14 protein-coding genes are annotated in these 12569 nt (G+C 68.3%); 4 read left to right on the plus strand and 10 right to left on the minus strand.

Features of this window, described 5'->3' with window-relative positions:
- Nucleotides 1-72: 72 nt before the first annotated feature.
- Together ACYVF6_RS26260 and ACYVF6_RS26265 are read left to right on the plus strand one after the other, a co-directional pair.
- The gene (locus tag ACYVF6_RS26260; protein WP_460525199.1) at nt 73-657 is read left to right on the plus strand and encodes a carboxylesterase family protein; all 585 of its coding nucleotides are present in this window, start codon (nt 73-75) and stop codon (nt 655-657) included.
- Entirely contained in the window at nt 654-1058 is a 405-nt protein-coding gene (locus ACYVF6_RS26265) for a hypothetical protein (RefSeq protein WP_460525200.1), read from the plus strand. Before ACYVF6_RS26260 ends, ACYVF6_RS26265 begins: the two co-directional genes overlap by 4 nt.
- A 44-nt stretch (nt 1059-1102) precedes the next feature.
- Here the strand turns inward: ACYVF6_RS26265 and ACYVF6_RS26270 are convergent, their stop codons facing one another.
- From ACYVF6_RS26270 to ACYVF6_RS26295, 6 genes are all read right to left on the minus strand, one after another.
- Nucleotides 1103-2221: a CU044_5270 family protein gene (locus tag ACYVF6_RS26270; RefSeq protein WP_460525201.1), complete on the minus strand. Its 1119-nt coding sequence runs from the start codon at nt 2219-2221 to the stop codon at nt 1103-1105.
- Nucleotides 2197-2766, minus strand: coding sequence for an RNA polymerase sigma factor (locus tag ACYVF6_RS26275; RefSeq protein ID WP_460525202.1), 570 nt, complete (start codon nt 2764-2766; stop codon nt 2197-2199). The genes ACYVF6_RS26270 and ACYVF6_RS26275 overlap by 25 nt, the downstream gene beginning before the upstream one ends.
- A 118-nt stretch (nt 2767-2884) precedes the next feature.
- Nucleotides 2885-4078: an ABC transporter permease gene (locus tag ACYVF6_RS26280; RefSeq protein WP_460525203.1), complete on the minus strand. Its 1194-nt coding sequence runs from the start codon at nt 4076-4078 to the stop codon at nt 2885-2887.
- Between the two features lie 91 nt (nt 4079-4169).
- Nucleotides 4170-4826 carry an ABC transporter ATP-binding protein gene (locus tag ACYVF6_RS26285; RefSeq protein WP_460525554.1) on the minus strand — a complete coding sequence of 219 codons (657 nt, stop codon included), beginning with the start codon at nt 4824-4826 and terminating at the stop codon, nt 4170-4172.
- Between the two features lie 5 nt (nt 4827-4831).
- On the minus strand, nt 4832-5923 hold the full coding sequence (locus tag ACYVF6_RS26290; RefSeq protein WP_460525205.1) for an efflux RND transporter periplasmic adaptor subunit: 1092 nt from the start codon (nt 5921-5923) through the stop codon (nt 4832-4834).
- Nucleotides 5920-6474, minus strand: a complete 555-nt coding sequence (locus ACYVF6_RS26295) for a hypothetical protein (RefSeq protein ID WP_460525206.1) — start codon at nt 6472-6474, stop codon at nt 5920-5922. The genes ACYVF6_RS26290 and ACYVF6_RS26295 overlap by 4 nt, the downstream gene beginning before the upstream one ends.
- 152 nt (nt 6475-6626) lie before the next feature.
- Between ACYVF6_RS26295 and ACYVF6_RS26300 the strand changes: the two genes are divergently transcribed.
- Nucleotides 6627-6869 (plus strand): holin, encoded by a 243-nt coding sequence (locus ACYVF6_RS26300; protein WP_460525207.1) that lies wholly within the window; start codon nt 6627-6629, stop codon nt 6867-6869.
- A gap of 41 nt (nt 6870-6910) precedes the next feature.
- On the opposite strand, the gene ACYVF6_RS26305 is transcribed toward ACYVF6_RS26300, so the two are convergent.
- The 4 genes from ACYVF6_RS26305 to ACYVF6_RS26320 all read right to left on the minus strand — a co-directional run bounded on the left by ACYVF6_RS26305 (nt 6911) and on the right by ACYVF6_RS26320 (nt 10641).
- On the minus strand, nt 6911-7414 hold the full coding sequence (locus ACYVF6_RS26305; protein ID WP_460525208.1) for a DUF1707 SHOCT-like domain-containing protein: 504 nt from the start codon (nt 7412-7414) through the stop codon (nt 6911-6913).
- Nucleotides 7415-7616: 202 nt separating this feature from the next.
- A complete protein-coding gene (locus ACYVF6_RS26310; protein ID WP_460525209.1) occupies nt 7617-8453 on the minus strand; it encodes a carbohydrate ABC transporter permease in 837 nt (278 codons plus the stop codon).
- A gap of 72 nt (nt 8454-8525) precedes the next feature.
- Nucleotides 8526-9458 carry a carbohydrate ABC transporter permease gene (locus tag ACYVF6_RS26315; protein WP_460525210.1) on the minus strand — a complete coding sequence of 311 codons (933 nt, stop codon included), beginning with the start codon at nt 9456-9458 and terminating at the stop codon, nt 8526-8528.
- Between the two features lie 25 nt (nt 9459-9483).
- Nucleotides 9484-10641, minus strand: coding sequence for a type 2 periplasmic-binding domain-containing protein (locus ACYVF6_RS26320; protein WP_460525211.1), 1158 nt, complete (start codon nt 10639-10641; stop codon nt 9484-9486).
- Nucleotides 10642-11042: 401 nt separating this feature from the next.
- Here ACYVF6_RS26320 and arfA point away from each other — a divergent pair, with 401 nt between their 5' ends.
- Nucleotides 11043-12557: an alpha-N-arabinofuranosidase gene (arfA, locus tag ACYVF6_RS26325; protein WP_460525212.1), complete on the plus strand. Its 1515-nt coding sequence runs from the start codon at nt 11043-11045 to the stop codon at nt 12555-12557.
- Nucleotides 12558-12569: the final 12 nt, after the last annotated feature.

Genomic DNA, 12569 nt, shown 5'->3' on the forward strand with positions numbered 1-12569 from the left:
GCCTGGCGCCGCCGGCCTGTTCCAGCGTGCGTCATCGAGAGTGGCTCCTGCCCGCAGAACTGGCCGAAAGGCATGCTCGCGCCCGGCGACCCCGCGTCGGCCTACTGGGCGCCGGTCCGGCAACTGGCCGCGAAGGGACGTACCGCGCTGGGCTGTCGCACGCTCGGCTGCCTGCGTTCCAAGCCGGTCAAGGAAGTGCTCTCGCTCAACGGCGCCTTCCACCAACCCGCGTACGGCACGAGCGTCCTGCCCAAGTCCCCCACAAGGGCACTGGCCGGGTGGGTCTGCCCCACCCTGGCGGCTGATCGCCTGCTGGCCAAACGGGTGCCCGTCTACAGCTTCGAGTTCGCGGACGAGCATCCTCCGGCGCCAGACCTGCGGCCTGACTTCCCGCTGGGCGCCTATCACAGCTCGGAGCTGCCCTACCTGTTCGGCATGGGCGATGTCCGGTTACACGCCGGGCAGGCAAGGCTTTCCACCCGGATGATCGCGGCCTGGACGACGTTCGCCCGGACTGGCGCACCAGGCGGCACCTGGCAGCCGTTCCCGAGGACTCTCCAGCTGACCCCGGCCGGCGACAGGGTTGTGAACGCCGCGACCGATCATCGTTGCGCGTTCTGGACACAGATCGACCAAACCCCACGGAGGATTCCATGAACGCACCCGACGCCATCCTCGCCGAAGCCGACTACATCGGTGCCACGGCCGACGAGCTCGGCGGCAAGGGCACGGCGGACAAGGCCGCGGCCGGCATCAGCCAGAAGGTGCTCTTCCAGCGCCGAGGGCGGACTGTCCTGCACGCCGACAGGCTCGTCCTCACCAACTGGTTCGGCACCGGCGACCTCACGCTGACCCGCTCGGACGTCACCGTTGCCGAGGCCCGTTTCACCAAGCTGTACGGCCGTTTCGTCGGCGGACTACTGAACGCCGGCAAGCCGCTCATCCTCACCACGGCGCCGGTCGGCGTGATCTACCTGCTCGTCAACCGCCGCGAGTTCATGGAGACCACCGACGACCGGGCCTGGGAGGAACGGCTGAACGGCTGGCGCCGAACCTGACGCGCCGTCGAACCCCAGGGTGCGGGCCCGCGGCGACGTCGGGCTCAGTTCAGCTCGCGGGACGGCTGGGACGGCTTCTGGTTCGTCCAGCCCACCGACAGGTACGTCTCTGTCACGCGTTTGACCGGTTTACCGTCGGCTGACGACAACGCGTTCAGCCGCCGCGACAGCAGCTTCCCGCTCGCTGGATCCACGACCAGCTGCAACGTCGAGTCGACGCCAGAACGCTTGTCCCGCAACGCGATCGCCGTCCCGGTACGTCCCTGCGAGTCACGCACGACACCCTGGCTCACCACGTCCGGCAGCCCTGCCAGCAACCGGAACGCCGCCGCCCGTACCTGCGGCGAAACGGGCAGATCCACCAGCAACGCGCTCGCCGACGAGAACAACCACTGGTCCGGCTCGCCCGCCTCGGCCGGGCGATGCTCAAGCAGGAACGCCCGCAAATCCTCCACGTCCGCCGGAATCGCCTCTACCGCGGCGTAGTCGATGTTCAACCGCTCCCCCAGAGCGAACTTCGGCTCTGCCCGGTCCAGCCGGCACGGCCCGGGCTTCCTCGCGAGCGTCGGCCCGTCGTCGCCGGTCTTCCACACCTCCGGGCTGCCGTCGCGCTTCCACGCCGCGATGTCGGAGGACGAACGTGGCCGCGCGCCCTCGTCGCACGAGCCGGACCACGCATGGCCGGAACCGCGCTCTGTCCAGGTTTCCTCGATCAGCCAGCTCTCCACGGAGTACGTTCCCACGGAGTACGTCCCCACCGAGTGCGGCACCGAGATCAGCGACCGCACGTGCCAGAACGCGCCGACCGGCTCGGGCCGCAGCGCATCCACCTGCCGCGCCGCGCCCAGCAGGACGTTCTTCGCGTCGTCATCGGCAGATGCAGCCGACGGCGAGGTCGCCGGGTCGATCGCCTGTGAGTCACCGCCGGGCCGGGAGAGCATTCCGTTCAGATAGAGAGGACCGAGCAGCAACGCGAGTACGGCCACCGCCGCGACGCCCACCGTCGCGAGCCGGATCGTCCGCCGGCGGGACGGCCGTTTCTGCGACGAGCCGGCAACATGCAGCAACCGAGCGCGCGCCCGCGCCTGGCTTCCCCGCGAAGGCGGCGGCTGCTCGGGCAGCAGCTCGCGCAGACGCTCTAGCTCTCGATCTCGCTCGCCCACGATCCGCCTCCTTCCCGCAGCTTCCGCCTCGCCCGCGCCAGCCGCGAGCACACCGTGCCGTACGCGATGCCCAGCGCGGCGGCGACTTCGTCGTACGTCAAACCGGCCAGCGCCACCAGCAGCAACACGTCGCGGTCCCCAGCGGACAGCCGCGCGAGCGCACCCGCGAGCTCGCGCTGCGCGGCCTCCGCACTCACCCGCGCCAGCACCCGATCCTCGTGCCCGGCCTCCAGCGACTCCACCGGAAGCCGCCGTAACGCCTTGTACGCACGGGTTTCCCGCCGGTGATGCCGCCGGATCAGGTTGGTCGCGATGCCGTACAACCAGGCCCGCGGCTCACCTCGGGCGACGTCGAAGCGCGCGCGTTGCCGGAACGCCGCCAGGAACGTCTCCGACGCCACGTCGTCGGCCAGATCACCGCCCAGCCGTCGCGCGACGTAGCCGTGGATCTCCACGTAGTAATGGTCGAAGACCACAGCGAACCGTTCCGGCTCCCGCCGCGACGCGAGCAGCGCCTCGGTCACCTCGCTCGCGTTCGAGGTCACCGCGCCTCCTGCCGAAATCCCACAGGCGACGCCGAGCCATGCGGTCAACGCCCACTCCTCCCGTAGAGCAGCCTTCCACCCTCTCTTGCCCGGACGCGCCCGGACCCTTCTCGTGTTTTTACGGCGTGGCCAGCGCCTCGGTCGGTGACATCCGGGCGGCGCGTACGGCTGGATACAGCCCGGCGACCGCGCCGATGCACAACGTCGCGGCCAGCCCGCCGACCGTCGCCCAGGCCGGCACGACCGTCGGCCATCCCTGCGTCGAGGCGTACGCCAGCGTCGCCGCGACACCGAGGAGCACACCGCCACCGCCACCGAGGGCCGACAGGACGAGCGACTCCGCCAGGAACTGACCGCGGATCTGGCCCTTGGTCGCACCGAGCGAGCGTCGTAGGCCGATCTCGGCCCGCCGTTCGAGTACGGAGATCGCCATCGTGTTGGCGACGCCGACGCCGCCGACCAGCAGGGCCACCGAGCCGAGGCCGAGCAGCAGGCGATCGAGGGCGGCGTTGGCCGCGCGTCTGGCGGCCAGCGCGTCCGAGGGCCGGGAAACCCTTACCTGGCTGGGGTTCTCGGGATTCGCCGTCGCCGGCAGGACCGCCTGGACGGCCTCGACCTGGCTCTCGACCGAACGGGAGTAGACCTTCGTGGGGTGACCGTCGAAGGCGAGATAACGGGTGGCCGTACCCCAGCCGACCAGTGCGGCCGAGTCGAGCTCACGGGCGAGTGGAACAGGTTGCAGGATCCCGACGACGCCGAACCACTCGCCGCCAAGCCAGACGCGGCCGCCGGCCCGCCTGATGTCCAGTCGCTGCGCGGCGGTCGATCCGAGAACCACCGCGGGATAGTTCGCGGTCGCCTGGTTGAACCACCCGCCTGCGGCGAAGTCCGCGCCGACGGCTTGCGGCAGCTCGTTTCCGGCGGCGAGCACCGCGAGTCCGCCCGTACGTCCGGGTGGCAGGAGGTCGTTGCGGTAGACGCTCGCGTCGACGGTGCCGGTCGCGGCCGCGTGTTCCACCGGCTCGATCCGGCCGATCATCGCCTCCGCCTCGAGTGGCAGCTTGGCGTCGTCGCCTGCGAGCGTCTCGCCAGGGGATACGGTCAGCAGGTTGGTGCCGAGCCGTGCGAGTGTACGGTCGAGCTCGGCCTGGCTGGACGCCGAGATCCCAACCACGGCAAGCATCGCGGCGATTCCGATCGCGATGCCGAGCGCTGACAGGAACACGCGCAACGGCCGGCTGCTCACGCCGGCCACGCCGAGCCGGAGCAGCTCGACCGGCCGCAGCCGGGCGGGCTTGAGTCGCCGCGTCATCCGCGCACCACCTGGCCATCCAGCATGCCGATCCGAGCCGAACCGGAGCACCCCGGCCGGCGCAGCCGGCGGCCAGGCCTCAACCACCCGCTCATCCGCTCACCACCCGCCCGTCCTGCATGCTGATCTGCCGCGGCAGGCCCGCGGCGATGTCGCGATCGTGGGTGATGACGACGACCGTCGTGCCGCTCGCGTGCAGCTCGCGCAGTAACGTCAGCACGCCCGCGCCCGACTCGGAGTCGAGGTTGCCTGTCGGCTCGTCGGCCAGTAGCAGGGACGGTTCGCCCGCCACCGCTCGTGCGATCGCCACTCGTTGACGTTCGCCGCCGGACAGTTCGTTGGGCAGGTGATCGAGCCGGTGCGACAGGCCCACCCTTTCCAGCGCGACGTGGGCCCGGTTTCGCCTGGCCCGCCTGGGCATTCCGGTGTACAAGAGCCCGTCGGCCACGTTGTCGAGTGCCGGCACGCCGACCGCGAGGTGGAACTGCTGGAAAACGAAGCCGATCGCCGCCGCCCGCAACGCCGACAACGCCCGGTCGGACAGCCGAGCCAGCGCGTACCCGTCGATCGAGACCGCGCCCGTCGACGGCCGGTCCAGCGTGCCGATCAGGTGGAGCAGCGTCGACTTGCCCGACCCTGACGGCCCGACGATGCCTACCAGCTCGCCGTACCCAATCGTCAGCGTCACGTCCCGCAGCGCGTGCACGCCACCCGGGTATGTCTTCGACACGTCGGTGAGCTCGACCAGGGCCGTCACTTGGGCATCCCAACCGTGAGCCCGGCCCTGATGCCGGCGCCGCTGACCTCGACGAGGCCGTCGGCGAACAAGCCGGTCCTGACGCCCTCCAACCTCACCGTGCCCCCGGAGACGACCTCCAATCCGTAGCCGCCTTCGCTCAGCGCCAGCAACGCCGCCACCGGAACGGCCAGCACGTTCCTGCGTTCGCTGACGACGTACGTGACGTCGACAGGCGCCGTGTCGAGCTTCGCCAGCGCGCGCTGGTTCGCGATGTCGATCGTGACCGGCACCGTGGCCGGCCCGTCGGCCGTCGGCGCGGCGGGCGCTTCCCCTGGCTGGCCGCTCGCCTCGGCGCCGACGCTCGCAACCGTACCGGTGAGCCGCTTGCCGTCGGCCAGGGTCACGTCGACCCTCGCGCCCTTGACCGCCCACGCGAGCTCGACCGTACGCGCGTCGACTGTGACGACCTTGGTGGTGTCGGTGTACGACAGCACCTCGCCGGTCGCCGAGGCACCGACCCGCACCTTCTGCTCGGCGACGCGCAACGGCCCTTGTGCGTAAACGATCCGGCCGGTCTCGACCTTGCCGGTCTCCGGCAGCCCGAGGTCCGTCTGCCAGCGCTTGACCGCGCGTTCGGTGTACCCGCTGTACTCCTCGTCGACCGTGAATCCCTGGTAGCCAAGCGCGCGAAGGTTTCGTTCGAACTGAAGGACGTCGTTGCCCTTGATGTCCTTGCGCAGCTCGCGGAACGCGGGAATCCTGCCGTACAGCAGCAGGATCGGCTGCTCGTCGGCCTTGAGCAGCGCACCACCTCGGCGTACGGTCGCGCCGACCGCGGGAAGCCACGTGACCGTGCCGGCAGCCTTCGACGAAAGCGGCTGGGCGGTGCCGTGGTCGAGCTGTCCGGGCATTGAGCTGGTCTTGGTCAACGTACGCTGGACGATCTTCGCCGTGGCCGCCGGTTTGTCCGGCAGCCGCCCGGCGCTCTCATCACGCGGAGAGGTCCCCGGCCCGACGAACCCGAACGCCGCAACGCCGGCCACGGCGACCACCAGCAGCGTTCCGACGACGGCCGGAACAGCACCCAGCCTGCCGCGACGGCTCATCCCTGCCCCACGCCGGGCGTGAACATCGGGTCGATGATGCCGTAGCACTTGTCGAACGCCCGTTGCCACTCCGCGTTCGTCGCGCCGTAAGGCGGTTGCGGGTCGTTCGGACCGGGGTCCTTCTGCTCCGGGTCAGGGTCGGGGAACGCGTCGATGCCGTTGTCGCGCATGCATTCGGCGTAGTCACGCTGCGCGGCCAGCTGCTTCGGCGTCAACGGCTCCGGCTCGGGCTCCTCGGCGGGCGGCAGGTCCTTCGTACACTTCTCGACGGCGGCCTGGAACCTCGGATCGGTCTTCTTGGTGTGCGAGACCTTTCCGTCGTCGCCGACCATGTCGGGGAGTTCCTCGCTGAGGCAGGCGTCGAGCAGGCGGCTCCATTCCTCCGGGCTCACGAGCTTCTTCGTCGGCGTGGGGGACGGCGTGGGATCGGCGCTCGCCGTCTCCCGTACGCTCGCGACGCGTGGCTCCGGCTCGTCACTGCCGCACGCGGTCAGGGTCAGGCAGCCGGTGAGCAGGCAGGCGAAGCCGAGCATGAGAAGGCGTTTCGGCACGGGCGAGGCTCCTTTGTCGGTGGGTCTCTACCCATCACTTCGCCGACGCGGGACGAACCCTTCTCATCAGTTTCGGAAAATCGCGCACAGGTGGCGCGCGGATCCCGCACCCTGGGTGAAGAGAGCTTTGCACTGGGAACAGGAGTGCGGACATGTGGACCGTAGCCTTCTGGAAGGCCGCCGGCGAGCGAGCCATCAAGACGTTCGCGCAGGTACTCGTCGCACTGGTCGGTACCAACCTCACCGGCCTGGTCGAGGTCAACTGGGTGGGGGCACTGACCTCCGCGGCGCTGGCCGCGGGCATCTCCATCCTGACCTCACTGGCCGGCGGACCCACCGGCCCGAGCTGGGGCCAGGAGAAACTGAAGACGACGGAAGCCGCCGCCGGCAAGTAGGCCGGTGCTGGTCGCCCGGAGCCTGGCGTCGCTGGAGTACGTCAGCCCGCCACCGGGCCGTCGTCACCGGTCGTGCCGCCGCCGGAACGCCGTCGCTCCTCGGCCGCCCGCCGGCGCCGGGCCGCCCACGCCGACATCCGGCCGCCGAGCAGGCCGATGATGCCGGTCGCGAAGGCGTAGGCGAAGACGCTGTACCCGTAGTACGGCATGGCCGCGGTCGTCAGCACCGCCATCGCCCCGATGCCACCCACCGCTACGGCAGTGGGCCCCGCCCGTCGCGTGGCGCGGCCGAGCTTCTCGCGCAACTCACCGACGGCGGGCCGCAGCGCCGACTCCTGCCGCTCGACTTCGTGACGTAACGGCAGGTCGGCGAGCAACCGGCCGAGCTCGGCGGTCGTCTGCGCGGTCAGCGCCGCACCCAGCCGATCCTCGAACTCCTCCTGCGTCAGCCGCCCGTGAGCGTGGTGCTCGGACAGGATCTCGGCGGTCTTGTGCCGCTCCTCGTCACCCACGCGAGTGCCGGGCCTTCTGGTGCCCTGCGCCATCTCGGACCTCCCACCCCACGGCCGACGGATAGGCACACCATCCTAGGTGCACGACACCGGCAACCGGAGTACTTGAGACCGGTGCCGCGCCTCCCGTCGCCGCCGCCAACCGGCTGACTATGCAGCGACTATGCGCGCGAACGCCGGCGGCCACCTGCCGGAGGCGCCGGCGTTCGCTCGAGCCGCGCGATGCGCGCGGACCTCAGTACTTCAGGCCGGTCCCCGCGATCCCCTCCACGATCCGGCGCTGGAAGAGCAGGAACACCACCAGCAACGGCAGCGCGCCCAGGATCGCCGATGCCATGATCTGCGCGTACTGCAAGCCATACGCGCTCGACACCGTCGCCAACCCCACCGGCAGCGTCACCAGTGGCGTGCTCTGCAGCACCAGCAGTGGCCACAGGAAGTTGTTCCATGACCAGACGAACGTGAAGATCGCCACCGCCGACACCGCGGGCCGCGACAGCGGCATGAAGATCCGCGAGTAGATATGGAAGCGCCCGGCGCCGTCCATCAGCGCCGCCTCCTCCAGATCCCGCGGTATGCCGTCGAAGAACTGCTTGAAGACGAACACGGCCACCGGCACCGGGATCTGCGGCAGGATCACCGCCCAGTACGTGTCGATCATCCCCACGGCCGCGAACTCGCGGAACAGCGGGACGATCAGCGCCTGCCCCGGAATCATGATCCCGGCCAGGATGAACCAGAACACGACCGAAGAGCCGACGAACCGGATCCGCGACAGCGCGAACCCCGCCATGCTCGCCGCCACGATGGACAACCCCGCCACCAGCACCGAGATGATGAAGCTGTTGGCGTACCACTGCAGGATGTTCCCCGCACCCAGCACCTTGGTGTACGCCTCGAGCGTCGGCGCGTCGATCAGTGGAGTCACCGGCACCTTGATGGTCTCGGCTTCAGGCTTCAGCGACGTGTCGACCGCCCACAGCAGCGGGAACAACCACAGGATCGAGAACGCGATCAGCGCACCCACGCACACGCCGTTGAACAGCCGTCCGCGCATCGAGGGTGCCGCCACGTCGACCCTGTGGGAAGCCTTTCGGCGGCCGGCAGAGGTCTCAGGAGATGCAACGACAGAGGTCATCGAAGCTCACGCCCCCTTCTCTTGGCGGCGAACGATCGCGAACCAGATCAGTGACACCGCGAGGATGACGGCGAACAGCACCATCGAAACCGCAGAGGCGTAGCCGACCCGATAGTCGGTGAAACCGACGTCGTAGATGTACTGAATGGCAGGCCGCGTCGCGAAGTCGGGCCCACCCGTGGTCATGAGGTAGATCTGGTCGAAGATCTTCAGCGATGCGATGATCTGCAGCACCGTGACCAGAGTCGTCGTACGTGCCAGCAGCGGAACGGTGATCCGCGTCATCTGCTGCCACGGTGTCGCGCCGTCGATGGACGCGGCTTCGTACAGGTCACGCGGGATTTCCTGCAATCCGGCGAGATACAGCACGAAGTTGAAGCCGATCGTCCACCACACGGTGGTGATCGCGACCGAGAGCATCGCCCAGTTCGGATCGCCCAGCCAGACGGGAGGCGTGATGCCCAGCGCCTTCGTCCAGTCGGTCAGCAGACCCAGATCCGGCGTGTAGAGCCAGTTCCAGATCAGTGCGACCACCGCCGACGGCAGTACGTACGGTGCGAAGAACGCCAGCCGGAAGAACCAGCGCCCCCGCACCATCCGATCCGCCAGCAACGCGAACACCAGCGACAGGATCACCAGCGGCGGCGTCGTGAGGATCGTGAACCAGATCGTGTGCCACAGCGCCGACCAGAACTCCGGTGTACGGAACGCTTCGGCGTAGTTGCCCAGTCCGGCGAAGGTCGACAGCCCGCCCTTGACGAGCGAGGTGTTGAAGAAGCTCATCACGAAGCCGTACAGGCTGGGCCCGACCAGGAACAGCAAGTAGAGAACGAGGAACGGCGCCAGGAACCCAAGCCCTGCAAGACCCGGCCGACGCCGGCGACCGGACGGCCCGGAAGATTGCGACACGTCCTTCGACGCGAGAGTGGTTGTACCCACGGGAAACTCCTATCGAGCCCGCTGCTCAGATTGGCGATGGCGTCAGCGCAAGCTTGCTGATGCCTTGCTGGATCCGCTTCACCGCTGCTTCCGGTTTCGTCCGGCCGGTCAGCACTTCCCCGATCGTCGCGCCGGCGATGTTCTCGAAGTTCGAGCCGGAGCCGGAGTACCACGCCGGCGGATCATAGACAGCGGTCTCGGCCACCGAGGCGTAGTTCGACTGTGGCTTCAGCTCGCGATACTCCTGCGTCTCCTGCACGGGCAGCCAGGTCGGCACGTGCCCGCCCTCGGCCCAGGCCAGGCTCTGGTCGAGCATCGAACGGATGAAGGTGTACGTCATGTCGAGCCGCTGCTTGGACTTGTCGCGCCGCTTGGGTACGACGAACGTGTGCGAGTCGGCCTGCACGGCGTACTTCGTGCCGAAGATCTGGGGGATCTTCGTCATGCTGAACGGCATCTTGGCCGTCAGGAACGTCGAGACCTCCCACTCGCCCTCGAAGTAGAAGCCCGCCTTCTGGTTCTGGAACAGCGCCACCGCACCGCCGTAGTCGATGTCCGTCGGCATCAGCTTCTTGCCCGCGGTGAGGCTCTGCATGAACGTCAGCGCCTGCATCGCCTTGTCGGGCTCGAGGATGTCCTCGGGAGCCGTGCCCTGCATCAGCTTCCCCTCGAGCTGGCTGTAGAGCGTGTAGAACATCCGCCAGTCGGTCGCCGGGTCGCCGATCGTCGACATCGCGCCGCCCCAGGTCTTGGTGACCTCCTTGGCCTTGGTAAGCGCTTCGACGAACGCGTCGGCACCCTCGATCGGTTTCAGCTCACCGTCGGTCCCGAGCAGCCCGGCCTTTTCGCAGATGTCTGTGTTGTAGAACATCACGAACGGGTGCGTGTCCAACGGGATGGCGTAGAGCTGGCCGTCGATCGTCGCACCGTCGATCGCGCGCTTCACAAAACGGTCCGGCGTCATTTCGAAACGTTCGAGATCTGCCGGAGCGAACGGTTCCAACAGATCCGCACCCACCAGTGTCGGCACCCGGGTGAGGTGCGAGATCGCCACATCGGGCGGCTGGGCACCGAGCGTGGCGAGCGAAAGCTTTGTGTAGTAAGGGTTTCCCCAGGTGAGCGTGCTCGCCTGCAGGCTCACATCGGAGTTGGCTTTCTGGTAGACGGCTTCCATCGCTTTCATCCGGACGCCGTCACCACCACCCAGCAGGTTCCAGTACGTCAGGACTTGCTGAGAGGCAGGGCTCCCCGTAAAACCGGACCGTACGGACCCGCATCCGGAGAGGGCGCCGCCCAGCGATCCACCGACGGCCAGAACGCCTGCTGACCGAAATAGGTCACGTCTACTGAGGTTTGGTTTGGTCGACATTGATGACCTCCTCCTTTACCTGTGGAGGTGCAGCACTGTGTTTTCTCCGGCCTCGCGGTCTTCGGCCGCACGGGCCCACCCGCTCCTTCGGCCGACTGAGGGAATTTGGGGCGTTCGAGATATCGAACGTCGTACGTTATATGGGATGCCTCAGGCTACGATGACGCACCGTCGTCGTCAACAGTTTCTGCAAGCCAGGCCTACTGGAGGACCACGTGAAGCAGGCCAGTTTTGTCATCGACCCGGCTTTCCGGATCGGCGCGATCGACCCACGAATCCGCGGCTCGTTCGTCGAACATCTGGGCCGGTGCGTCTATGAGGGAATCTTCGAACCCGGGCACCCAACCGCCGACGACGACGGTTTTCGCACGGATGTTCTCGACCTGACCCGCGAACTCGGCATCAGTGCCGTCCGCTACCCCGGCGGCAACTTCGTCTCCGGCTACAACTGGGAAGACGGCATCGGCCCGAAGGACGAGCGTCCGGCGCGGCTCGACCTGGCCTGGAAGACGCTCGAGACCAACCAGGTCGGCGTCGACGAGTTCATGGCCTGGTGCCGCAAGGCCGGCGCCGAGCCGGTGATGGCCGTCAACCTCGGCACCCGCGGCGTGGCAGAGGCCGTCAACATCCTCGAATACTGCAACCACCCCGGCGGCAGCCTCTGGTCCGACCGCCGGATCGCCAACGGCGTCAAGGACCCCCACAACATCAAGCTGTGGTGCCTCGGCAACGAGCTCGACGGCCCCTGGCAGATCGGCAGCAAGACGGCGCGTGAGTACGGCATCCTCGCCTCGCAGACCGCGCGTGCGATGCGAATGGTCGATCCGGACGTCGAACTGGTCGCCTGCGGCAGCTCCAACCGGAAGATGGCGACGTTCAGCGCATGGGAGGCCGAGGTCCTCGAGCACTGCTACGACAGCGTCGACTACATCTCGCTGCACTCCTACTACCGTCCCCAGGGCGACGATCTCGCCAGCTTCCTCGCGTCCGGCGTCGACATGGACGCGATGATCGACGAGGTGGTCGCGACGTGCGACTTCGTCAAAGCCAAGTTGCGCAAGCAGAAGACCATCAACCTGTCCTACGACGAGTGGAACGTCTGGTACTCCGGCGGCGGCAACCGCCCCGAATTCGAACCGTGGACGGTCGCGCCGCACCTGTGCGAGGACGTCTACTCCCGGATCGACGCTGTGGTCGTCGGCTCGTTGCTCAACAGCCTGCTGCGGCACGCCGACCGCGTGACGCTGGCGTGCTTCGCCCAGCTGGTCAACGTGATCGCGCCGATGACGACCGAGGCCGGCGGCCCGGTCTGGAAGCAGTCGACGTTCCACCCGATGCGGCTCGCGTTCACCCACGGCCGCGGCCACGCGCTGCGCGTCGAGCCGAGCGGACCGCTGGTGGAGACCGAGGCGTACGGCGGCGTGGCCCAGCTCGACGCGACCGCGACTCTGGACGAGGAGACGGGTGAGATCGCGATCTTTGCGGGAAACCGGTCTCTGGAGGACGCCCTGCTGCTCGAGGTCGACCTGCGGGCGCTGCCGGCGGGGGCACGGGTCATCGAACACGTGTCGATCGAGGGCGCACTGCACGACGTCAACACCAAGAACGACCCGGATCGCGTGACCACGGTGACCAAACCGGCCCCGGCGATCGAGGACGGCAAGCTCCGCGCCGAGCTCGCCCCGGCCTCGTGGGGCGTGATCCGCCTCAGCACACATCAGAACACCTAGAACGCTGCTCGC

This window comes from Flindersiella endophytica (assembly GCF_054779015.1).

What these genes read in the sequence shown, in the direction of transcription:
- ACYVF6_RS26280 (WP_460525203.1), bottom strand. Translation starts at nt 4,078, where the DNA reads ATGACGCGGCGACTCAAGCCCGCCCGGCTGCGGCCGGTCGAGCTGCTC.
- ACYVF6_RS26290 (WP_460525205.1), bottom strand. Translation starts at nt 5,923, where the DNA reads ATGAGCCGTCGCGGCAGGCTGGGTGCTGTTCCGGCCGTCGTCGGAACG.
- ACYVF6_RS26300 (WP_460525207.1), top strand. Translation starts at nt 6,627, where the DNA reads ATGTGGACCGTAGCCTTCTGGAAGGCCGCCGGCGAGCGAGCCATCAAG.
- ACYVF6_RS26260 (WP_460525199.1), top strand. Translation starts at nt 73, where the DNA reads ATGCTCGCGCCCGGCGACCCCGCGTCGGCCTACTGGGCGCCGGTCCGG.
- ACYVF6_RS26320 (WP_460525211.1), bottom strand. Translation starts at nt 10,641, where the DNA reads ATGAAAGCGATGGAAGCCGTCTACCAGAAAGCCAACTCCGATGTGAGC.
- ACYVF6_RS26305 (WP_460525208.1), bottom strand. Translation starts at nt 7,414, where the DNA reads ATGGCGCAGGGCACCAGAAGGCCCGGCACTCGCGTGGGTGACGAGGAG.
- ACYVF6_RS26265 (WP_460525200.1), top strand. Translation starts at nt 654, where the DNA reads ATGAACGCACCCGACGCCATCCTCGCCGAAGCCGACTACATCGGTGCC.